12 protein-coding genes are annotated in these 23,392 nt (G+C 63.8%); 6 read left to right on the top strand and 6 right to left on the bottom strand.

The window, feature by feature from the left end:
- Positions 1–60: 60 nt before the first annotated feature.
- From ACSFBE_RS13475 to ACSFBE_RS13450, 6 genes are all read right to left on the bottom strand, one after another.
- Entirely contained in the window at positions 61–447 is a 387-nt protein-coding gene (locus tag ACSFBE_RS13475; protein WP_435490899.1) for a copper-binding protein, read from the bottom strand.
- Complete coding sequence (locus ACSFBE_RS13470; protein WP_435490898.1) at positions 444–3,617, bottom strand: efflux RND transporter permease subunit; 3,174 nt, start codon at positions 3,615–3,617, stop codon at positions 444–446. The genes ACSFBE_RS13475 and ACSFBE_RS13470 overlap by 4 nt, the downstream gene beginning before the upstream one ends.
- A complete protein-coding gene (locus ACSFBE_RS13465) occupies positions 3,614–5,128 on the bottom strand; it encodes an efflux RND transporter periplasmic adaptor subunit (protein ID WP_435490897.1) in 1,515 nt (504 codons plus the stop codon). The genes ACSFBE_RS13470 and ACSFBE_RS13465 overlap by 4 nt, the downstream gene beginning before the upstream one ends.
- The gene (locus ACSFBE_RS13460) at positions 5,125–6,357 is read right to left on the bottom strand and encodes a TolC family protein (protein WP_435490896.1); all 1,233 of its coding nucleotides are present in this window, start codon (positions 6,355–6,357) and stop codon (positions 5,125–5,127) included. The genes ACSFBE_RS13465 and ACSFBE_RS13460 overlap by 4 nt, the downstream gene beginning before the upstream one ends.
- A gap of 75 nt (positions 6,358–6,432) precedes the next feature.
- Entirely contained in the window at positions 6,433–6,819 is a 387-nt protein-coding gene (locus ACSFBE_RS13455) for a hypothetical protein (protein WP_435490895.1), read from the bottom strand.
- A 940-nt stretch (positions 6,820–7,759) separates the two neighbouring features.
- Positions 7,760–9,106, bottom strand: a complete 1,347-nt coding sequence (locus ACSFBE_RS13450; protein ID WP_435490894.1) for a tyrosine-type recombinase/integrase — start codon at positions 9,104–9,106, stop codon at positions 7,760–7,762.
- A gap of 673 nt (positions 9,107–9,779) precedes the next feature.
- On the opposite strand from ACSFBE_RS13450, the gene ACSFBE_RS13445 reads away from it, so the two are divergent.
- From ACSFBE_RS13445 to ACSFBE_RS13420, 6 genes are all read left to right on the top strand, one after another.
- Positions 9,780–11,300 (top strand): DUF4331 domain-containing protein, encoded by a 1,521-nt coding sequence (locus ACSFBE_RS13445; protein WP_435490893.1) that lies wholly within the window; start codon positions 9,780–9,782, stop codon positions 11,298–11,300.
- A gap of 10 nt (positions 11,301–11,310) precedes the next feature.
- The gene (locus ACSFBE_RS13440) at positions 11,311–11,595 is read left to right on the top strand and encodes a hypothetical protein (RefSeq protein ID WP_435490892.1); all 285 of its coding nucleotides are present in this window, start codon (positions 11,311–11,313) and stop codon (positions 11,593–11,595) included.
- A gap of 80 nt (positions 11,596–11,675) precedes the next feature.
- Entirely contained in the window at positions 11,676–12,806 is a 1,131-nt protein-coding gene (locus ACSFBE_RS13435; protein WP_435490891.1) for a tetratricopeptide repeat protein, read from the top strand.
- Positions 12,793–14,052: a HupE/UreJ family protein gene (locus ACSFBE_RS13430; protein WP_435490890.1), complete on the top strand. Its 1,260-nt coding sequence runs from the start codon at positions 12,793–12,795 to the stop codon at positions 14,050–14,052. The genes ACSFBE_RS13435 and ACSFBE_RS13430 overlap by 14 nt, the downstream gene beginning before the upstream one ends.
- Positions 14,053–14,348: 296 nt before the next feature.
- Entirely contained in the window at positions 14,349–21,482 is a 7,134-nt protein-coding gene (locus ACSFBE_RS13425) for a HAMP domain-containing protein (protein WP_435490889.1), read from the top strand.
- A gap of 12 nt (positions 21,483–21,494) precedes the next feature.
- Positions 21,495–23,267 carry an ATP-binding response regulator gene (locus ACSFBE_RS13420; protein ID WP_435490888.1) on the top strand — a complete coding sequence of 591 codons (1,773 nt, stop codon included), beginning with the start codon at positions 21,495–21,497 and terminating at the stop codon, positions 23,265–23,267.
- Positions 23,268–23,392: the final 125 nt, after the last annotated feature.

Raw genomic sequence — 23,392 nt, 5'->3', positions numbered from 1 at the left:
ATTGTATGGGGGCGGGATGAATACTGGAACTGAACTCGCTACAAACCGCACGCCCGTGTGCTAAGGCGCATGCTCCAAACGTGTGATCGTGGGTTTTCCCGCAACTATTCCAGCCTGGAACCTGACCTTGTCCCCCGCTTTGAAGGCCTTGAGCATCTCTTTGCTCGACACATCAAATGCCATGGTCATGGGTGGCATGCCCAGATTCGGTAGGTCCTCGTGATCGAGGACAATTTCGCCGGTGTCGTGCAGCACGCGCTCGATCACGGCGTGCGTGAGCGCGAGAGTCGACGGCACTGCCGAGGAAACTTGCGGCTGAGGGCGTGCCGAACTCTGGGCCCATGCAGAGTTCAGAGCGGGCAACAATCCAAGCAAAATAAGTGCTCCCAACCGCAGGGCCGGATTGTGCGCGTGCGTGATTGCGAGCGGGTGGGGGGCGTCTTTCAAGGCACTCTTCCTGGGTTTGGTAAGCCAATCGTAGATGAACGGGTGCGATGTGCCGGCAGCTTGCGATGCAGCAGGAACCATGCGGCTGGCACGACGAGCATGCTCAGGAGTGGCGCCGTGACCATGCCGCCCACCATGGGCGCGGCAATGCGCGTCATCACCTCCGAGCCAGTGCCGCTGCCCCACAGGATGGGTAGCAGCCCCGCCATTACTACCGCAACGGTCATGGCCTTGGGCCGCACGCGCAGCACGGCACCTTCCCGGATTGCGGCCAGCAGGGTCTCGTCGTTCATGGGCTCCCCTGCTTCGAGGCGGCCCGCCAGTGCATTTTTGAGGTAGACCAGCATGACGACGCCGAACTCGGCAGCCACGCCAGCCAGCGCGATGAAGCCTACCGCGGTGGCCACAGAGATCGAATGGCCCAACGCCCAGATCAGCCAGAAGCCGCCGATGAGCGAGAACGGAACGGCCGCCATCACCAGGGCGGCATCGACGAACGACCTGAACAGCAGGTAGAGCAGCACGACAATAACCGCGAGCGTGACGGGCACGACCAGCTTCAACCGCTCGGTCGCGCGTTCCAGGTACTCGAACTGGCCGGACCACGATACGGCATAGCCCGCAGGCATCTTCACGGTCTTGCCAACCGCAGCCTGCATGTCGCTTACGGCGGAGCGCAGGTCGCGGCCCCGGACGTCGACGTAGACCCATCCCGACAGCCGCGCGTTTTCGCTGCGCAGCATCGGCGGGCCGTCTTCGATGGTGATCTTCGCCACATCACCGAGCAGCAACTGCGCCCCCTTCTCGGTCACGAAGGGCAATTGCCGCAGCCGCTTCAGCGAATCGCGGATCTCGCGCGGGTAGCGGACGTTGATCGGATAACGCTCGCGGCCCTGGATGACCTCACCGACGTTTTCGCCACCGATGGCCGTGGACACCACGGCCTGTACGTCCGCCACCGAGAGGCCGTAGCGTGCCGCCGCGAGCCGGTCGACGTCGACGTCGATGTAGCGCCCACCGGTGAGCCGCTCTGCCAGTGCAGACGACACGCCGGGAACGTTCTTGACGGTCGCCTCGATCTGCGTCGTCAGCGAATCGATCGTGGCCAGATCCGCCCCCGCCACCTTGATGCCGACCGGGCTCTTGATGCCTGTCGCCAGCATGTCGATCCGGTTGCGGATGGGTGGCACCCACACATTGGTCAGGCCCGGCACCTTGACGACGCGGTCCAGTTCTTCGACCAGCCTATCTGGTGTCATCCCCGCGCGCCACTGCGTCTTCGGCTTGAACTGGATGGTGGTCTCGAACATTTCGAGCGGCGCGGGGTCGGTCGCCGTGTCCGCGCGGCCGGCCTTGCCGAACACACGCGCAACCTCCGGCACGGTTTTGATCAGGCGGTCGGTCTGCTGCAGCAGCTCGGAAGCCTTTGACACCGACAACCCGGGCAGCGCGGAAGGCATGTACAGCAGGTCGCCCTCGTCGAGTGGCGGCATGAACTCGCCGCCCAACCGCATCAACGGTAGAGCTGTGAGCGCCAGCAGTACGGCAGCCACGACCAGCGTTCCCCTCGGAAATCGCAGCACCAGTTCCAGCGCGGGCCGATACATCGCCATCAGAAAGCGGTTGACGGGGTTGGCGGCTTCGTGCGGGATGCGTCCCCGAATCAGGTAGCCCATGAGCACCGGAATCAGCGTCACCGACAACCCCGCCGCCGCCGCCATGGCATAGGTCTTGGTAAAAGCCAACGGCGAAAACAGCCGGCCCTCCTGCGCCTCCAACGAGAAGACCGGCACGAAGGACAGCGTGATCACCAGCAGCGAGAAGAACAGCGCTGGCCCTACTTCCACGGAGGCATCGGCGACGAGCTGCCAACGTTCGGTCACTGTCGGCTGCCGGTGGTGCGCCGCCTCGAAAGCCTCGATGTGCTTGTGCACGTTCTCGACCATCACGATCGCGCCGTCCACCATCGCGCCGATGGCGATCGCGATGCCGCCAAGCGACATGATGTTGGCGTTGACGCCCTGCCAGTGCATGACGATGAACGCTGCCAGCACACCGATCGGCAACGCCACCACTGCCACGAGTGCCGAGCGCAGATGGAACAGGAAGACCGCGCAGACCAGCGCCACCACGATGAATTCCTCGATGAGCTTGCCGCGAAGGTTCTCGACGGCGCGGTCGATCAGCAGCGACCGGTCGTAGGTGGGCACGATTTCCACACCCGGCGGCAGGCTGGGTTTGAGCGCTTCGAGCTTCGCCTTGACGGCCTCGATGGTCGAACGGGCGTTCTTGCCCGAGCGCATGACAATCACGCCGCCCGCTACTTCACCTTCACCATCCAGTTCGGCAATGCCACGGCGCATCTCCGGCCCAATCTGCACCGTGGCCACGTCGCGCAGCAGCACTGGAGTAGCACCTGTAACGGCAAGCGGGATCGTGCGGAAATCGTCCAGCGACCGCAAGTATCCGCGCGAACGCACCATGTACTCAGCCTCGGCGAACTCGACCACCGAACCGCCCGACGCTTGGTTGGCCTTCTGCAAGGCATTGATCACCGTCGATTGCGTGATGCCGAGCGCGCGCATGCGGTCGGGATCGAGCACCACCTGGTACTGACGCACCATGCCGCCGATGCTGGCGACCTCAGCCACGTCGGGCACGGTCTTCAGCTCGAACTTGAGGAACCAGTCGTTCAGCGCGCGCAGTTGCCCAATGTCGCGCGTGCCCGTGCGGTCGACCAGCGCGTATTCGTAGACCCAGCCCACGCCCGTGGCATCAGGGCCCAGCGAGGCGTTGGCGCCCGCGGGGAGCTTGCTCTGCACCTGGTTCAGGTACTCGACCACGCGCGAGCGCGCCCAGTACGGATCGGTCTTGTCGTCGAAGAGCACGTAGACGAACGAGTCACCGAAGAAGGAATAGCCGCGCACGGTCTTGGCGCCGGGCACGCTGAGCATGGTGGTGGTCAGTGGGTAGGTGACCAGGTCTTCGACCACTTGGGGCGCCTTGCCGGGAAAAGGCGTGCGGATGATGACCTGCGTGTCAGAGAGATCGGGCAATGCGTCAAGCGGTGTCTGGACGACGGACCACCAGCCGGCCGCCACCAGAAATGCGGTTGCGATCAGCACGAGGAACCGGTTGCCGATCGACCAGCGGATCAGGGCGGCGATCATTGCTTGCCGCCTGGTTGCAGGCGCTGCACGGAAACCAGTTCGTAGTCTGTGGGGCCACCCTCCTTGAACTCGAAGCGGACCTGGTCGCCAGGCTTGATTTCCGGGAAGGCGTTCGGCGATGTCTTGGCGAACCCCATCGTCATCGACGGCCATTTGAGCGTCGCGACCGGACCATGCGAGATGGTGATGCCGTCGGACGCCACGCTTTCGACCTTGCCCTCGGCTTTGTGAATCACCCCGGCCGGCGTCGAAGCTCCAGCGTTCGGCGGGGCTGCGGGCGCCGCCATGTTGCCCAGCACGGAGCGCAGCCGGGCCTCCGAGTCAATCAAAAACTGGCCGCTGGCGACCACCTGATCGCCTTCGCTCAGGCCCGAAACGACTTCGGTATCGTCGCCCTGGTCCGCGCCCAGCGACACATCGCGCGGCTCAAAGGCGCCGTCAGCCCTGCGCACAATGACGACAGCGCGCTTGCCAGTGCGGATCACCGCTTCGGACGGCACGACCAACTGGCTGCTGGCGGGGCTGGCCACCTGCAGACGCAGCAGCATGCCGGGCGTCAGCTTTCCGTTCCTGTTGTCGACCTCGAAGCGGGCCTTCAGCGTGCGGGTCGAGCTGTTGATCTCGGGAATTATCTCGTCGAGCGTCCCAACGAAAGTCTGGGCAGCATCGGCTTGAAGGATCGCCTTGACCTTCTGGCCACGCGTGAGTCGTACCGCCTGCGCTTCCGGAATCTCGGCGACCGTCCAGACCCTCTCCAACCCCACGATGCGGAATAGCGTCACGCCGGGAGTGATGGCCACACCTTCGCGCACACCCAGCTCGGCCACCACGCCATCGGACGGTGCGGAGAGCACGTAGCGCGCATGCGCGGTGCCGGACTCTTCGCTGCGCCGGATGAGTTCGGCTGGGATGGACATGGCCCGCATGCGATCGCGCGCGGCTGCGACGAGGTCAGGAGGGGCACCCGAACGCTTGAGGGCGAGCAGTTCGTTCTGAGGTCCGAGCCAATCGGGCGCGAAAACCGCCGCCAGCGCCTGGCCCTTGCGCACGCGCTCCATCGGCGCGCGGACCGAAAGATGTTCGACATACCCGGCAACGCGCGTCTGCACGGCAACGTTGAGCCGCTCGTCGAATTGCACGGCGCCCACCGCTTCGAAGGACCCAGAGGTTTCCGCACGCCGCACGCTGGCGTACCGGATGCCAAGGTTTTGCTGGACCGCAGGGCTGACCGTCACGCCCGCCTCGTTGGGCGCGCCCGTCGCGCTGTCGGCGTACATGGGGACGAGCTGCATGTCCATGAACGGCGACTTGCCCGGCTTGTCGAAGCGCTGGCCCGGCACCATGGGGTCGTGCCAGTAGAGCACCTTGCGGCCGTCGGGGGTGGATGCGGTGGTCGCCGTGGCCATGGATGGGTCCGCGGGCTGGCCCATCTTGCGGCCCAGGTAGAAGGAGCTGGTTGCCAGCAGCCCGGCCGCCAACAGCGAGAGACCGATCACACGTGTTCTGTTCATTGCGCCACCTCAGCAGGGAGCGGCCGAAAGGCCAATTGAACCTGGGTTCTGGCCAGGTCGCGTTGCAGCGTCAGCAGCTTGCGCTGCGCTTCGACTTCGGCATGGCGTGCCTCAAACAAGGCGACCAAGCTGCCCTGGTTGGATCGGTAACCCGCCGCCGCGGCGGCCGTTCTTTGGCTGGCTGGAAGGACGACGCCGGCGCGGTAGCGTTCTATGCGTTGCTCGAGGCGCTGCGCGTCGTTGCGCAGCGACCGAAATTCCGCGATGGCGGCACGGGTCGCTTCGGCCAAGTCGGCCTCAGCCTTCTCGACAAGCGCCAGCTTGGCCGCGGTGTCTCGGTCCTGACGTTCCCCAGGGGCAAGGGGCAGCGGAATGCTCACGCCCACAGACACCATGTCGGAATAGCCGGTGCGCTGACCATACGCGACCTCCCAGGTCCAGTTGGGCTTGCGGTTGGAAGCGGTGACGGCAGCCATACGCGTGGCCACTTCGACATCGCGCTGCATCGCAACGACCGTGGGGTTTGCTGCCACGTAGGCGTCTTCGGCCGGCAGCGCAAAGGCACCCGGAGGCAGGAGATCATCGGGGGGCATACCAACCCATCGCTGGAAAGCAATTTCGGCGGCCGCCTGCTGTTGCAGGATGTCTGCCGTCTCGTCGTCCGAAACGCCTTTCGCACCGGTCAGTGCCAGCACATCCTGGCTGCTCCCTACGGCCGAGGACAGGCGTGCCCGCGATGCCTCAAGTTCTTCATGCGCATGGTGCGCCATGAGCCTTGCGAGCTTCACGCTCTCACCAGCGTAGAAGGCGTCAACGTAGGCGAGCGCTGTTTGGCGACGGGTGTCGGCGGCGGCGGCTTGTGCCAGCACTGCTTCACGGCCGATCGAAGCATCTGCGGCGGCCCGCCGCGCGGCGCGCTTGTCGGTCGACAGCCACTCCTGGCTGATGCCAATGCGTTTCATCGTCATGGAGTCCCGGGCCGTGTGGAAGCGATCGGTCCCCGTCGCAGGCAGGTTGTCGACGCCGATGCGCAGCGTGGGATCGGGAAGCTGGGCAGAAGCTTGCGCCGCCTCCGTGGCGCCCAGTGCGCTGGCACGGGCGGCACGCGTCGTTTCGGAGCGTTGGGCTGCGAACTGAAGCGCGACCTCTAAGGACAGAGGGGCCGCCGTCGCGAGGTACGGAAGCAGCGCGGCTGCCGTGACAGCCGCGCGCAGGAAAAGAATGGACATGGAACCTCCGCAGACGAACGAGACAATCGCTGGAGGCGGACGAACCGCACCAGCACCGGTCAGTCGATGGAGATTTCAGACGCGAAGTCTGCGCGTGGCGAAGAAAACGGGATCGGGCGGGGGGTGCTGCCACTCAGGAACGGCCTGCTGCGGGAGTGCATGGCTTTCCGACACCAACGCGACGGGCATGACCACAAGCTGCACGATGGCCGGCAGCGAAGGGGTGGTCAATTTCACCGGCTCAAAAGACAGCGACATGTCGGCGGCGTGCTGGAAGCACAACACCGGCTGCGCTGTGTCCATGCCTTCACAAGGCGCGCCGGTCGCCATCATTTCAGCCATCGCATCCGTGTCAGGAACGCCTGGACACACATAGCCTGCCAACGCCAATTGCGAAAACAGCAGCGACACGACCACGAAGATCGAGGTCAGGCAGCAGTGAAGATGGCGGCGGCTGAACATTTGGCAGCAGTGTATCTCTGGCATCTTTGAAGGGCCAAGTCAGCGCTTTCGATCCGTAGGCAGTCAGAGCGCGCTCCGAGCCGGTCGGCCGCCGCCAGCTCCGTAGCTGTCTCTCCTGCGGCGAGATCCGCAAACTTCTGGCGGGCCCAGGCACGGGCACGAGCGCTGAGAACATCCCTTCTAGGAGCGAGAGGCGCTGTTGCCAGTGCCGCACCGCACGGGAAAAAATGACTGAGCTACGGAGAGGAATACATCGAGCGGCTTACCTTCGTTCGGCAATGCCGCTCCCTTGACATGGCGCTGGGAGGAGATCCGCTCCCTCCAGCGTTTCAAGGAAATGCCTCAAGAAACTGCGTGGGCGTCAATGCGTTTCGAAGCCCATACAAGGGCACGTCGCCGAGCAAGACCGGAAGCGGAAATCGCTGGAAAAGCAGCTGAAGACGCTGCGCGCCAGGTGCGTCGAGTCGAACGTTATCGTCTGCTGTCGGACCTGAGGAGCTTGCAACCAAGGCTTATGCGTGGACCGCAAATTCGGGTTGGAAACATGCCGACGGAACATTGAAATGATGGAGTGCCAGAAAGCGGACATTCCCGAATGACTGCTGTTGGCCGAATTCTGCCTGATGAGCAGCGCCTCTCGTCGGCGCGCAACGACTCCCAGGTCGACTGTCGCGCTGCCACTGGATGAGGTTCCAGTAATCTCGTTCTTTAGGGGAGAAATCTCTGAACTATGACGTCGTACCGTGTGAGGCGTCTCACAGTTGTTGCGCAAGGTGTTGTTCTTGCAGTCACGACGAACTCATCTTTACGAGCCCCTCCCCCCACGGCTGCCCGCCGGCGGAGCACGGCCGTCTTAGCCAACTGGTGCAGTTTAGGAAGCCGCCCAAAAATTGTTGATTGACATCCACAAGTGATCCGCTCCTGAAAAGCGTGGCCCTTTTCAAGCATCGCAAACTTCAGTCTCATGTTCCGTGACGTCTTCATGCGGCGCCTCTGACGATGTTGAAACTGCGGATCGCTTATCCCAAGTGGTCGCAGCCGCCTCGACAAAATCCGCCACGGTCTGCCATCCGGCCCGCAACTGAGCCTCGCTCTTGCCCACGTAGTGCCCTAGTGTCACGTCGCCGCCAGCCGCATGATTCATCATCCGCTTGAGAACTCCTCCGGACACCAATTCTTCGGCGATGCTGGCAAACGTCGCCCTAAGTCCGTGTCCCTGGACGGTGGTGTCGGCCTCCGAATTGATGCGCGCCAGCGTCTTGCGCGCGTCAACGATTGGAAACAGCGGCACATCCAGCTTTCGGTCCTTGCAGTAAGCCTTCGCGATCTCGAGCGCTTGCCGAGACAACAGCAGCTTGTGGTCGCTGCGGTTCTTGGTGTCGCGCAGCACGATGCGGCCGGCCTCCAGGTCCACATCGCCGACCTTGAGTGGTTCGTATCCGTAGCGTTTGCTGCCGTGGATCTCCACGCCGCGGCAACCGGTCAGCAATTGGAAGCGGTAGAAGTCAGCCGCCACGCGCCCAGAAGAACAAGCGGCACGCCACCAAGCGCCCAACCGCTCTGGCGGGATCGGCGCCGGGTCGCCCTTTGGTGGCGCCAAAACGATGCGATCACGGCCAGCCGTCTCCCGACCGAGCGGATTGTTCGGCACCACGATGCCATGCCAGCGCAGCACCGCCCGAACCACTTGCATCGCATAGACCGCCTGGCGCTCCGAGCGCTTCAACTGTTTTTCGTAGATGCGCCGGATGTCCTCGGCCATGATCTTCGCGAGCAACACGCTGGCCAGCGGGTACAACTCGCCATCGGCGAACCGTTTTCCCTTCGAGGACACTCGGCCCGGCTCGATCATCGCCAGGTAGTCAGCCTTCGTGCGCGCCTTCAGGGGAAGACCATCCTTGGCCCGGCGCTTCTTGTCGACGTACTCGCGCAGCGCCTTGGCGAAAGTCACACCCTCTTCGCGTTCGGCCTGTTCACGGGCTGCAGCTTCCGCACGCAGCCGAGCTTCTTCCTGTGCCGGCCAGTCAACCCCATCACGAGCCAGGGATCGGATGCGCTGTGACTCCGCACAGGCCGCCGCCAGTTTGAGTTGCCCAGGGCCATCGCCGTACTCCTGCGACAGCCGGTACTGACGCTCGCCGTCTACACCCTTGACCGTGTAGCGGACGAGCAGCGTGCGGGCGCCGTCCGGCGCGATGCGAAGCTGCAGACCTCGGTCGAGCGTGAGCTTATAGGGCTGCGTTTTGGGCTTGTGGGCCTCGATGGCCCGGACGGTCAAAAGAGGCATTTGAGCGTTCTCCGTGTCCGACTCGTGTCCGAAAAATCCTGAGCTCGAATGCTATCGAACGAGACTAAAAAACGCAAAAAATCTCGATAACTTATTGATTTACAAGGAAATTCCCGCGTCTCACAGAATCTTCAGAAATCCCAAAAAATCTCAACTTGACCGCCTGTTAATCCATAGGTCCCTGGTTCGCGCCAGGTCGAAGAGCCAAAAAGTTCCAGATGAATCAGGCACTTAGGTCGAAAGCCTAAGTGCTTTTTTCTTTTCCGTTGCCGCCTTCGCTGTCAGACATACCCAGCCCATTGCGAGCCGGCGAAGCGCGGCGGCCGGGGCCCCTCGTTCGGTAGCCTGTGCGAGCACAGCGCTCAGTCTTCAACGTCGAGAAAAAGCTTTCCATCGCCAAATTCGCTGGCAATGGCCTTGATGCTGGTCGCTCGAATTCGTCGAACAACGCTTGATCCCTCCGAACCACTTGATGGCCTCAAAGCCGCGCCGTCGGCCGTCAGCAGCTGACGAAATTGGCTTACCCGATGCGAACGAAAGGAACTCAAGCAGTCGCGGCACCGGTGAGTTCTATGCCTGTGCCTACCCGTTGATTGCCTTCTCTTGGTGCGATCCAAATGGCCGTTCACCTCGTAGAAGCGATGCGAACTCCCCCACCACTTAAGGAAATCAAATGCCAAAACGTCTCTCCGTCGGAGCTGCTGCGTGCTTGCTTGCTGTCGTGGGGGGAGGCGCCGTGGCCTCCAGCCACCGTGAAGCCCCTTTCATCAGCGGGCAGCCGAAGGTCGATGCCACCGACCTGTACATGTTTCGAAGCTACGAAACTGGGCGGCAGGACTTCGTGACCGTGCTGGCCAACTATCAGCCGTTTCAGGACCCGCAGGGCGGGCCGAACTTCTTCATGTTCGATCCGAATGCCCAGTACGAGGTTCATTTCGACAACAACGGCGACGGAGTGGAAGACATCTCGTTCCAGTTCCGCTTCCAGAACACATCCAAGGCCACCGCGCTGAACGTCGGCGGCAAGGCCGTGAAGATTCCCCTCATCAACAGCGGTCTGATCAGCAGCGTGAACCCTGCCAGCCTCAATGTGCGCGAGACCTTCACTGTTGACGTCGTCCGCGGTACGCGACGGGGAGGAAACCGCGCTGCGGTCACCAACGCCGCCAATGGCCAGGCGGTATTCGACAAGCCGGTGGACAACATTGGCGACAAGGTGTTCGGCGGCCCGACAGGCTATGCGGCCTATGCCGCGCAGCATGTCTACAGCGTCGCCGTTCCGGGCTGCTCGACCGCGGCACGCGTGTTCGTGGGTCAGCGCAAGGAGCCGTTTTACATTGCTGTCGGAAAGACCTTCGACCTGTTCAACCTAAACCCGCTCGGGTCGGAGACCGGCGGCAACAACAACGACCTCGAAGCCAAGAATGTGAGCACCCTGGCGATGGAATTGCCGGTCGCCTGCCTGACGGCAGCCAACGAACCGGTGATCGGCGCGTTCACCACCGCCAGCGTGCGGCAAGGGCGCCTGATCAACGGCTCGCCCGGCACGGGGCTGAACAAGGCGTCGCTGGAGGGCGGACCGTGGGTTCAGGTTTCACGTCTGGGCATGCCGCTGGTGAATGAAGTAATCATCGGCATCGACGACAAGGACCGCTTCAACGCTTCGAAGCCAAAGGACGATGTCGCAAAGTTCGCGGACTACGTGACCAATCCGGTTCTGCCTGCGCTGATCGAGACGCTCTTTCCCAGCGCCAAGGCACCAACGAACTTTCCGCGCACCGACCTGCTGGCAGTTTTCCTTCAGGGCATTGCCGGCGTGAACCGCCCGGCCAATGTCGTGCCCGCCGAAATGCTCCGGCTCAACACCTCGATCGCCGTGACAGCCGCCGCTGGACAGAACCCGCTGGGCGTGGCTGGCAACGACAACGCGGGCTTTCCGAACGGACGGCGTCCCGGGGATGACGTGGTCGATCTCTCGCTGCGGGTCAGCATGGGTGCGCTGTGCGTCTTGACCGGGGCGAACGACGCGCTGCAGGTCGGGTGCAAGCCCGCCGACGCGCCTGCCGGTGCCCTCGCGCTCACGGACGGTGTCAGGAAGACTGCTGCGAACTACGCGACCACGTTCCCGTATCTCACAACGCCGCTGCCGGGCAACTTCAATCCAGCACCGCCCACCGCCGCGGTCTACCCATAAGGACGCTGCCATGAAAACGACACGAAACTTGCAGCTGGTACTTGCCATCGTGATTGGCCTGGCACTTGGTGGCTGCGGTGGCGGCGGAGGTGACAGAAATGGCGGTGTTTCGACAGGAGACGGTTCCGGAGGCAACACCGGCGAAACCATTCCCGATTCCGCCCTGCAAAGCTCCGATGCTTTCATCGCCTACCTCCAGAAACTCGTGGCGATGGCGGTGGACAACAGCGAACCGATCAATCTCGGTAGCGCGCGAGCGCCGGTCAGCAACACGGCGGAAGCGGCGAACTTTTAATGCCACCGTTGCGGTTCAGGCAAAGGGCTGCGCCAGCGTGGCCCTTGGTGCATTGGGTCGCCACTTTTTGCGCTGCGACCATGCTGGCCGGAGCTGCACTCGCGGCCCCGCGCGTGCCAGCCAATGACGATATCGTCGTCGAAACCCTTCCTTTCATAGCTGGCTGGGGCCTCCAAGAGCGGCGCCTCCGGCGCGAGCTTGCCCAGCGGCCGCGCGACGAACATGCGGCCATCGCGGCTGCCAAGGCGTATCTGGAGCTGGCACGTTCGCAGGGCGATGCTCGCTACGCTGGCCGCGCCATGGGCGTGCTACAGGCGTGGGAATCCCTGTCGGCGGAGACAACCCCGACGGCAGTGCTGGTCATGCGCGCAACGGTTGCACAGTTTCTGCACGATTTCGACGGCGCTGAAGCGATCTTGAAGATGGCCCTCTCACGCGAGCCCGCCAACGCCCAGGCATGGATCACGCTGGCCACGATCCTGCGCGTGCGCGGCCGGTACACCGAATCGGATGCTGCTTGCCGGTCTCTTCGGAACGTCGGCCCCGCTCTTTATGGGGTCGCATGCCTTGCCGAAAACGCTGGCCTGCGTGGCGACCATGCCGCGGCCCGTGGTGCATTGAAAGAGCTGCTGGCCTCAGCATCCCTGCAGGGGCCGAGAAATGCGGGCACGCGCCAGTGGCTGTTGACCAGCGTGGCCGAGATCGAAGAACTCGCCGGCCGGCCGACGGACGCAGATGCCGCCTATCGGCAGGCGCTGGAAGCAGAGCGCTCCGGCTATCTACTGCTCGCCTACAGCGACTTTCTCCAACGTCGCGACCGTGCATCCGAGGTCCCGGCCCTGCTTGCCAAGGAGCCCCGCAGCGACGCGGTGCTGCTGCGCCTGGCCGCGGCCCACCGAAGCAGTTCTGGACAGCCCGGATCGCAAGAAGCCCGCGAGCTGCAGGCGCGTTTCGAAGCGGCCGCATTGCGGCCCGGAACGACCTCCGCGCATGCGCGCGAAGAAGCGCTGTTCGCCCTCGACGTGCAGCGCGATCCGCAGCAGGCACTCGCGCTGGCGCGGTTGAACGTCCAACTGCAGCGGGAGCCTATCGACATGCTGCTGTTCGCCCGTGCGGCCGTCGCCGCGCGAGACGAAGCGGCGCGTCGCGAGGTCAAGGCGCTGCTTCTGAAAACCGGCCTGAAAGACGCCCGCATCGATGCGATCCTCTGACGTGTGCGGCTCGCCGTCCTGGCTTTGGCGCCAACTGCGCGCCTGCGCATCCGTGCTGCTATGCATCGGGCTGTCGGCCGCTGCGCTCCCCGCGTCGGCGCACAAGGCGAGCGATGCATACCTGCAGCTCCAAACCAAGGCAGACAACATGCTGGCCGCACGCTGGGACATTGCCTTGCGCGACCTCGATGCGACGCTCGACCTCGACGTCAACGCCGACCGGAAGCTGAGCTGGGGCGAAGTTCGCACGCGCATCGACGACATTCAGGCCTACGCCCTGGGGCACCTGCGTTTCCAGCAGGGGCGCTGCGCGCTGGCGCCGGCCGAGCCCGCGGCGGTGGAAGACCGCATCGATGGTGCCTATCTCGTGCTTTGGCTCCAGGGGCGCTGCGAGCCCGCTGCGACGCTGGAAGTCGACTACCGCCTTTTTCGCGAGATCGACCCCACGCACCGCGGACTGTTGCGCGTGGCATCCGCCAGCGGGACGGTCGCGGTGCTTTCGCTCGACCCAGCGGGTGGACCGGTCAGCATCGCGTGGCCAGGCGAGGCTGCAGCAACGGCGTCCGTCAACGTCCCCACTGCATCTGCCGCACCTGCCGCACCTGCCGCATCTACTGCAACTGCAGCCGGCCACGGCTTCTTCCGTGATGGCGTGCATCACATCCTGATCGGCTACGACCATGTGCTATTTCTGATCTGCCTTCTGCTGCCTGCCGTGCTGCGCCGGCGCGATGACAGGTGGCAGCCCGTAGCGACCTGGCGCGAAGCCGTATGGCCGATGCTCGGCCTGGTCACCATGTTCACGATTGCGCATTCAATCACCTTGGCGCTGGCAAGCTTCAAGCTCATCACGGTCTCGCCGCGGGTGATCGAGCCAGCCATTGCGATCACGATCATCGTTGCGGCGCTCGACAACCTCCATCCGGTGCTGCGGGGCCGGCGCAAGCTGTTCACTTTCCTGTTCGGGCTGATCCACGGCTTCGGTTTTGCCAGCGTACTCGGAGAGCTAGAGCTTCCAGCGCTCGGCTTCGCTACCGCGTTGTTCCAGTTCAACCTGGGGGTGGAAGCGGGCCAGCTGGTGATCGTGAGCGTCGCGCTTGCATTGCTTCTGATCTTGCGCGGCTGGCGAGGCTACCCATCCGTGGTGCTGAAGGCCGGCTCGGGGCTGGCCGTGATGTTGGCGGCACTTTGGCTGGTCGAGCGGGTGTGGGATGTCCAGCTTCTGCCCGCTTTCAGACTCACCTGAATCGGAGAAGCACTGCACGTTCGCTGGGGAATGTTCGTGCCGGAAGCCCGGCGCCTGTTCGCCCTGCTGGTAGGCGGTGGAGATGTCCACCGCCTTTCCTTTTTGCAGGAGCGATTTTCAAGAGCCGAAACAACCACATCAAGCGCTCCACAAAGAGATCGCCTTTCGCTATCAAGGGGCTCTCTCGATGTCGGCGCATTCCTACGCGCCTGCACCTCTGATCCGCCGACACTCGATAAACGGCCGTGCCAACAGGCGCAGATTTCTACGCCTCATCGATAACTCCAGCAAGTCCCATGACGCCCTCCATCTCGGCCGTGCTTTCGGAACCGACTCAAGCTCCGAATACCTCTCCTGCAGGGCCGAGCGCCGAAGCGCTGGCCGAAGCGCGCTCCCGGCAGGTGCTGTCGGCGCTGCTGTCCTTTGCCGACGGTGATTTCCATGCCCGCTTGCCCGTCGACTGGCCAGGCACCGATGGACGAATCGCAGAGGCTTTCAACCAGACGATCGGCCAGGCCGCGCGATTCACCGACGAAGTGGCGCGCCTGAACGTCACGGTGGGCAAAGAGGGCCGTCTTGCGCAGCGTATCTCTGCGCCTGCCGCGCAGGGCAACTGGGCGGCGCAGGTCAGCGCGCTCAACACCCTGGTCGACGACCTCGTGCGGCCAACGACGGAGATCGCTCGCACGATCGGTGCGGTTGCCAAGGGCGACCTGGGGCAGTCGATGGATCTGCAGGTCGACGGTCGGCCGCTCAAAGGCGAGTTCCACCGCTCGGCCAAACTCGTCAACACCATGATCGAGCAGTTGTCCGTGTTCACCTCGGAGGTGACCCGGGTTGCGCGCGAGGTCGGCATCGAAGGCAAGCTCGGCGGCCAGGCCCAGGTGCGAGGCGTGTCGGGCGTCTGGAAAGACCTGACCGAATCGGTCAACCAGATGGCGGGCAACCTCACCGCGCAGGTGCGCAACATTGCGGACGTCACGATTGCGGTGGCCAACGGCGACCTCTCGAAGAAGATCACGGTGGACGTGCGTGGCGAGATCCTTCAGCTGAAGGAGGCCACCAACACCATGGTCGACCAACTGCGCTCCTTCGCTTCGGAGGTCACGCGCGTGGCGCGCGAGGTCGGTACGGACGGTCGACTGGGCGGCCAGGCCGTGGTGCCCGGGGTGGCAGGCACCTGGAAGGACCTAACCGACTCGGTCAATTCGATGGCCAACAACCTCACCTCGCAGGTCCGCAACATCGCCACGGTCACAACCGCCGTGGCACGCGGCGACCTCAGCCGCAAGATCACGGTGGACGTCAAGGGCGAGATCCTCGAACTGAAAGAGACCATCAACACGATGGTCGACCAGCTCAACGGCTTCTCCTCGGAGGTGACACGCGTTGCGCGCGAGGTGGGTACGGAGGGCAAGCTGGGCGGGCAGGCCCAGGTTCCGGGAATTGCAGGGACCTGGAAGGACTTGACCGATTCGGTGAACTCGATGGCGTCGAACCTGACCGGCCAGGTGCGCAACATTGCCGGCGTTGCCACCGCCATCGCCAAGGGCGACCTCTCCTCGAAGATCACGGTGGAGGTCAAGGGCGAGATCCTGGCGCTGAAGGAGACCATCAACACGATGGTCGATCAGCTCAATGGCTTCGCCTCGGAAGTGACCCGCGTGGCCCGTGAAGTCGGCACCGAAGGCAAGCTCGGCGGCCAGGCGCAGGTGCCGGGGGTGGCGGGAACCTGGAAAGACCTCACCGACAACGTGAACTTCATGGCGTCGAACCTGACCGGCCAGGTGCGCAACATCGCCGAGGTGACGACGGCAGTGGCCAATGGCGATTTGTCGAAGACCATCACCGTGGACGTCAAGGGTGAGATCCTGGAGCTCAAGAACACCATCAACACGATGGTCGACCAGCTCAACGGCTTCGCATCCGAAGTGACGCGCGTGGCCCGTGAAGTAGGCACCGAGGGCAAGTTGGGCGGTCAGGCGCAGGTACCCGGTGTCGCCGGCACCTGGAAGGACCTGACGGACAGCGTCAACTTCATGGCCTCCAACCTCACCGGTCAGGTGCGCAACATCGCCGAGGTGACCACGGCCGTGGCGCGGGGGGACCTGTCGAAGAAGATCACGGCCGACGTCCGCGGCGAAATCCTGGAGCTGAAGAACACGATCAACACCATGGTCGACCAGCTCAACGGCTTCGCCGGTGAGGTCAGCCGGGTGGCCCGCGAGGTCGGTACGGAGGGCGCGCTCGGCGGACAGGCCCAGGTGCCCGGCGTTGCAGGGACCTGGAAGGACCTGACCGACAACGTGAACTCGATGGCCTCCAACCTGACCGCGCAGGTGCGGAACATCGCCGACGTGGCCACCGCAGTGGCCAACGGGGATCTGTCCAAGAAGATCACCGTGGACGTGAAGGGCGAGATCCTGGAGCTGAAGAACACCTTGAACACCATGGTGGACCAACTCAACGGCTTCGCTTCCGAGGTAACCCGCGTGGCACGGGAGGTTGGCACAGAGGGCAAGCTCGGCGGCCAGGCCCAGGTTCGGGGCGTGGCTGGCACCTGGAAGGACTTGACCGACAACGTCAACTCGATGGCAAACAACCTGACCGGCCAGGTCCGCAACATTGCCGACGTCACGACCGCCGTGGCGCGCGGCGACCTCTCGCGCAAGATCACGGTGGAGGTCAACGGCGAAATCCTCGAGCTCAAGAACACCATCAACACGATGGTCGACCAGCTCAACGGTTTCGCCTCCGAGGTCACCCGGGTGGCGCGCGAGGTCGGCACCGAGGGCAAGCTCGGCGGCCAAGCGCAGGTGCCGGGCGTCGCCGGTACCTGGAAGGACCTCACCGACAACGTCAACTTCATGGCGTCGAACCTGACCGGCCAGGTGCGCAACATCGCCGACGTCGCCACCGCCATCGCCCGCGGCGACCTCTCGCGCAAGATCACTGTCGAGGTCAAGGGCGAGATCCTGCAGCTCAAGCAGACGATGAACACGATGGTGGACCAGCTGAACGCTTTCGCTGGCGAGGTGAGCCGCGTCGCACGCGAGGTCGGTACCGACGGCAAGCTTGGCGGCCAGGCCGCGGTCGAAGGGGTTGCGGGGACCTGGAAAGACCTGACCGACAACGTGAACTCGATGGCCTCGAACCTGACGGGCCAGGTGCGCAACATCGCCGAGGTCACGATCGCCGTGGCCAATGGCGACTTGTCCAAGAAGATCACCGTCGACGTGCGTGGCGAGATCCTGGAGTTGAAGGAAACGATCAACACCATGGTGGACCAGTTGCGCTCGTTTGCGGCTGAGGTCAGCCGCGTGGCGCGCGAAGTCGGCACCGACGGCAAGCTGGGCGGCCAGGCCCAGGTGCCCGGCGTCGCTGGGACCTGGAAGGACCTCACCGACAACGTCAACTTCATGGCGAACAACCTCACGGGTCAGGTCCGCAACATCGCCGACGTGGCCACCGCCATTGCCCGGGGCGACCTGGGTCGGAAGATCACGGTGGACGTCAAGGGCGAAATCCTGCAGCTCAAGGAGACCATCAACACGATGGTTGATCAGCTCTCGGCCTTTGCCTCCGAAGTGACCCGCGTCGCCCGCGAGGTCGGCACCGAGGGCAAGCTCGGCGGCCAGGCGACCGTGTCCGGCGTGGCGGGCACATGGAAAGACCTCACCGACAACGTGAATTCGATGGCCTCGAACCTGACCGGTCAGGTGCGCAACATCGCAGAGGTCACGATCGCCGTGGCCAACGGCGACCTGTCCAAGAAGATCACGGTGGACGTGCGCGGCGAAATCCTCCAGTTGAAGGAAACGATCAACACCATGGTCGAGCAGCTTCGCTCCTTCGCCTCGGAGGTCACGCGGGTCGCGCGCGAGGTGGGCACCGAAGGGCGCCTGGGCGTGCAGGCGGTCGTGCCTGGCGTCGCCGGTACCTGGAAAGACCTGACCGACTCGGTCAATACCATGGGTGCGAACCTCACCTCCCAGGTTCGGAACATTGCCGAGGTCACGACCGCGGTCGCCCGCGGCGACCTGAACCGCAAGATCACGGTCGACGTGAAGGGCGAGATCCTCGAACTGAAGAACACGATCAACACCATGGTCGACCAGTTGAACTCCTTCGCCGGCGAGGTAACGCGCGTGGCGCGCGAGGTCGGCACCGAGGGCAAGCTCGGCGGCCAGGCGCAGGTGAGCGGCGTGGGCGGCACGTGGAAGGACCTGACGGACAACGTCAACTTCATGGCCTCCAACCTGACCGAGCAGGTGCGTGGCATCGTCAAGGTGGTGACCGCGGTCGCCAACGGCAATCTGACGCAACGGCTGACCGTGCAGGCCAAGGGCGAGGTGGCCGCACTGGCCGACACCATCAACGGCATGACGGACACCCTCGCGACCTTCGCCGACCAGGTGACGAACGTAGCGCGCGAGGTCGGCGTCGATGGCCGTCTGGGGGGGCAAGCCAACGTGCCAGGCGCGGCGGGCACCTGGAAGGACCTGACGGGCAATGTCAACCTGCTGGCAGCCAACCTCACCACCCAGGTTCGCGCCATCGCGGAGGTGGCCACCGCGGTCACCAAGGGCGACCTGACGCGTTCCATCCAGGTCGATGCCAAGGGCGAAGTGTCCGAGCTCAAGGACAACATCAACACGATGATCTCCAACCTGCGCGAGACCACCGAGCGCAACCGCGAGCAGGATTGGCTCAAGACGAACCTCGCGCGCTTCACCGGCATGCTCCAGGGGCAGCGCGAGCTCAACACCGTCGGCAAGATGCTGTTGTCGGAACTCGCGCCCTTGGTGTATGCCCACCAGGGGACGGTCTACCACCTCGATGGCGACGACCGCAGCGACGGGGAACTGGCCCTGCTGTCGAGCTATGCGCAAGTGGGCAAAGCCCGGCTGCCCGACCGCATCGAAATGGGAGACGGCCTGGTGGGCCAGTGCGCGTTGGAGCAAAGGCGCATTCTGCTGACCAACGTGGATGCAGCATTCATCCGCGTCGGCTCGAGCCTGGGCGAAGCTCGGCAGGTCAACGTGGTCGTGCTGCCTGTGCTGTTCGAGAAGCAGACGAAGGCGGTGATCGAGTTGGCTTCGCTGCAACCGTTCACGGTGGTCAACCTGAACTTTCTGGACCAACTGGCGTTGAGCATCGGTGCGGTGTTCAACACCATCGAGGCGACGATGCGCACCGAAGGCCTGCTGACGCAGTCGCAGCAGCTCACCGCTGAACTGCAGTCGCGCCAGAGCGAGCTCCAGCAGACCAATGAAGAGCTGGGGACCAAGGCGCGGCTGCTGGCCGAGCAGAACGCCGAGGTCGAACGCAAGAACGCCGAGGTCGAGCAGGCGCGCGGCGCGCTCGAGGAAAAGGCTTCCGAATTGGCGTTGACGTCGAAGTACAAGTCCGAGTTCCTCGCGAACATGTCGCACGAGCTGCGCACGCCGCTCAACTCGATCCTGATCCTGAGTCAGCAGCTGGCGGAAAACGCATCGCGCAACCTGTCCTCCAAGCAGATCGAGTTTTCCCGCAACATCAACTCTTCGGGCACCGACCTGCTGCACCTGATCAACGACATCCTCGACCTGTCGAAGATCGAGTCGGGCACAGTCACCGTGGACGTGGAGGAGATCAGCTTTTCCGCGCTTCGCGACAACATCGACCGCAATTTTCGGCATGTGGCCGAGGCCAAGAATCTGCCTCTGCATATCCGCTTCGAGTGTGACCTGCCGCGCACGATGGCCAGCGACCCGAAGCGGCTCCAGCAGATCCTGAAGAACCTCTTGTCCAACGCCGTCAAGTTCACCACCCAGGGACAGGTGGAGGTGCGGGTGGGCATCGCCAAGGTCGGCTGGACACCCGAGCATGCGATGCTGCGACACGCGCAGCAGGTGGTCTCGTTTGCGGTCGAAGACACCGGCATCGGTGTGGCGCCGGAGAAGCAGCGGCTGATCTTCGAAGCGTTCCAGCAGGCTGATGCCGGCACGTCGCGCAAGTACGGAGGTACAGGCCTTGGACTGGCGATCAGCCGCGAACTCGCCATGCTGCTGGGCGGCGAAATCCGTCTCACGAGCGTGTTCGGACAAGGGAGCGTCTTCACGCTGTATCTGCCGCTGAGCTATGCAGGCGCCGACGGTACGCCCGCCGTTCGAATGCCGAGCGATCTGTCGGAGATTCCGAGCCGGGCGCTCATGACCTTGCCCAGCCTTCGCGAGGAACAGGTGGCGGACGACCGGGAAGCGATCGGCCCGAACGACCAGGTCTTGCTGATCATCGAGGACGACCCCCATTACGCGCGAATCCTGCTCGGCCTCGCGCGCGAGAACGGCTTCCAGGGGATCGTGGCGAACAAGGGCGCCGTGGGGCTGGCGCTCGCCCGCCGGTACAAACCCGCCGCGGTGTGTCTGGACATCTTCCTGCCAGACATGCTGGGGTGGACGGTGCTCAACCAGCTCAAGCTGGATCCAGCATTGCGGCATATCCCGGTGCAGATCATCACGCAGGAGGAAGAGCGTCAGCACGGTCTCTCCCACGGCGCTTTCGCATACATAGTCAAGGGGCCGACGACCACCGCCCTGGAGGCCGCGTTCGGGCGCATCAAGGAGTTCATCGTTCCGCGAACGCGCCGCCTCCTGGTGGTGGAGGACAACCGGATCGAACGTGAAGCCGTGGTCGAACTGCTCGGCTACGACGACATCGAGATCGTCGCGGTAGACAGCGGCGATGCGGCGCTGGCAGCGCTGTGCGCCGAACCGTTCGACTGTGTGGTGCTGGACCTTCGCTTGCCGGACATGAGCGGCTTCGAGCTGCTCGATCGCCTTCGTACCGAGCCCACCCTGTCGCAACTGCCGGTGGTGGTCTTCACCGGCAAGGACCTGAGCGCCGAGGAGCAGGCCCGTCTGCATTCGATGTCGCGCAGCATCGTGCTGAAAGACGTGCAATCGCCCGAGCGCCTGCTCGACGAGACCGCGCTCTTCCTGCACCGCGTGATCGGCGCACTGCCACCCGAAAAGCAGGCGATGCTGGAGCGCCTGCACAACTCGTCGGAGGCACTTCGAGCCCGCAAGGTGCTGGTGGTCGACGACGATGCGCGCAACATCTTCGCGCTCACGTCGGTGTTGGAAAACCATGCCGTGGATGTGATCAGTGCGACCAACGGACGGCAGGCGATCGAGATCATCGATCGGACCCCCGACCTGTCGATGGTTCTGATGGACATCATGATGCCGGAGATGGACGGGTACGAAACGATGCGGGAGATCCGCAAGGACGTTCGCTTCCGAACCTTGCCGATCCTCGCACTGACCGCCAAGGCGATGAAGGGTGACCGTGAAAAGTGCCTGGACGCAGGTGCCAGCGACTACATCGCCAAGCCGGTGAACACCGATCAGTTGCTCTCGCTGATGCGAGTGTGGCTCTCCCGCTGAACACGTCGCAACATGGTTTCTTCATCACACGCTTTGAAGCCCGACAGTTTGTTTGCCGGCCCGGTGGCGTCAGGGGGGTCTGCCGTCGGCGTTGCCCAGACTCAGGCTCCATCTCCGGAGCCGAAGGTCAAGATCCTCGTGGTCGACGACGAACCGTCGAACCTCACGGTGCTGGAGGCCGTGTTCCAGGACTCCGGCTACAGCCTCATCCATGCGTCGTCGGGCGCCGAGGCACTCATGGCATTGATGAACCACGAGTTCGCAGTTCTGGTGCTCGATGTCAACATGCCGGACATGACCGGCTTCGAGCTGGCACAGCTGATCAAGCAGCGCAAGAAGACGGCCCATGTGCCCATCATCTTCCTGACCGCCTACTACAACGACGACCAGCATGTCGTCGAAGGTTATGGCAGCGGCGCGGTGGACTACCTGCACAAGCCCTTCAACGTGGGCGTGTTGCGCTCCAAGGTCGCGATCTTTGCGGAGCTGCACCGCAAGAGCCTGGCACTGGAAGAGCTCAACCGCGCATTGCTGCAGGAAGTCCGCGAGCGCGCGGCTGCCGAAGAAGAGCTGCGCATCCTCAACGAGAGTCTCGAGCAACGCGTCCAGGAGCGCACGCACACCTTGCAGTTGCGAGACGCACAGTTGCGTGAGGCCGATCGGCGCAAGGACGAGTTCCTCGCAACCCTTGCGCACGAACTGCGCAATCCGCTCGCACCGGTCGGCTATGCCGCAAGGCTGCTGCTGCTCAAAGGACCCACGCCACCCCATGTCGAGCGCGCCGCCGACCTGATCGATCGGCAGGTCAAGGCCATGAGCAGGCTGATCGACGACCTGATGGACGTGAGCCGTATCAACCAGGGCAAGATTCAGCTGCGGAGCGGTCGGGTGTCGCTGGCGAGCGTGCTGCGTGACGCCGTCGACACCGCGCGCCCGGTGATCGACGAGTTCAAGCATGAGCTCGTGCTGCGTTTGCCTGCTGAAGACCTCATGCTGGAGGGCGACGCGACGCGCCTGGCGCAGGCTTTCATGAACCTTCTGCACAACGCCGCAAAGTACATGGACCGTGGTGGAAGCATCGAACTCGCGGTTGCGCATTCCCCTGAAGAAGCACGTATTACGCTGAGCGATCAGGGAATTGGCATCGCGGCACACCGGTTAGAGGGCATCTTTGAAATGTTCTCGCAGGAGGAAGTGGCACTTTCACGCTCCCGAGGCGGGCTCGGTATCGGTCTCTCCCTCACCCGACGCCTGCTCGAATTGCATGGCGGCTCGATCACCGCCTTCAGCGAGGGGGTCGGGCGCGGAAGTTCCTTCACCGTACGTCTTCCGCTGGCGACGCAACTGCCTCTTTTGGTGTCGCCCTCGAATGCAACGCGTCCGTCGCGACGCCCTCACGCCATGCACATTCTGGTGGCCGACGACAACCAGGACGCAGCCGATGCGCTCACTGAGCTGTTGAGAGCGCTGGGGCATACCGTGCAATGCGTTTATGACGGAGAAGCCGCTGTCGAAGCAGCCCGAGCCATTGATCCACAGCTCGCATTGCTGGACATCGGCATGCCTAAGCTCAATGGGTATGAGGCCTGCCGCGCGATCCGTGCCCTCAAGTCGACCAGGCTTTTGCAGGTATGGGCGATCACCGGGTGGGGACAGCCCGACGACGTGCAGATGGCCGAAGCGGCGGGCTTTGATCAGCATCTGGTCAAGCCCGTGAGTCCGGAGAGGCTCATCGGAATGCTTGCGACGGCTTTCCAGTTGCCAGACGAAGCGCCGAACACTTGAGTCGGAGGTCGGTGACCTGACGTGGCGCCAGTGCAGTCCACGCGACGAAGATGTTCCGAACGGTCGAGGGCGATGCCGTTGCCACGTCGGCCCCGGGACGGCGAGCAGCTCGGCGCGGGCCTCGC

The sequence above is a fragment of the Variovorax sucrosi genome, assembly GCF_051216635.1.
In the GTDB taxonomy this organism is placed as follows: domain Bacteria; phylum Pseudomonadota; class Gammaproteobacteria; order Burkholderiales; family Burkholderiaceae_C; genus Variovorax.
Note: the sequence above shows the minus strand (reverse complement) of the source record. Positions and strands in the feature narration are given on the sequence as shown.

Coding starts and splice junctions, on each gene's coding strand:
- ACSFBE_RS13435 (WP_435490891.1), top strand. CDS start 11,676: ATGCTGGCCGGAGCTGCACTCGCGGCCCCGCGCGTGCCAGCCAATGAC.
- ACSFBE_RS13440 (WP_435490892.1), top strand. CDS start 11,311: ATGAAAACGACACGAAACTTGCAGCTGGTACTTGCCATCGTGATTGGC.
- ACSFBE_RS13455 (WP_435490895.1), bottom strand. CDS start 6,819: ATGTTCAGCCGCCGCCATCTTCACTGCTGCCTGACCTCGATCTTCGTG.
- ACSFBE_RS13425 (WP_435490889.1), top strand. CDS start 14,349: ATGACGCCCTCCATCTCGGCCGTGCTTTCGGAACCGACTCAAGCTCCG.
- ACSFBE_RS13460 (WP_435490896.1), bottom strand. CDS start 6,357: ATGTCCATTCTTTTCCTGCGCGCGGCTGTCACGGCAGCCGCGCTGCTT.
- ACSFBE_RS13470 (WP_435490898.1), bottom strand. CDS start 3,617: ATGATCGCCGCCCTGATCCGCTGGTCGATCGGCAACCGGTTCCTCGTG.
- ACSFBE_RS13450 (WP_435490894.1), bottom strand. CDS start 9,106: ATGCCTCTTTTGACCGTCCGGGCCATCGAGGCCCACAAGCCCAAAACG.
- ACSFBE_RS13430 (WP_435490890.1), top strand. CDS start 12,793: ATGCGATCCTCTGACGTGTGCGGCTCGCCGTCCTGGCTTTGGCGCCAA.
- ACSFBE_RS13445 (WP_435490893.1), top strand. CDS start 9,780: ATGCCAAAACGTCTCTCCGTCGGAGCTGCTGCGTGCTTGCTTGCTGTC.
- ACSFBE_RS13465 (WP_435490897.1), bottom strand. CDS start 5,128: ATGAACAGAACACGTGTGATCGGTCTCTCGCTGTTGGCGGCCGGGCTG.
- ACSFBE_RS13420 (WP_435490888.1), top strand. CDS start 21,495: ATGGTTTCTTCATCACACGCTTTGAAGCCCGACAGTTTGTTTGCCGGC.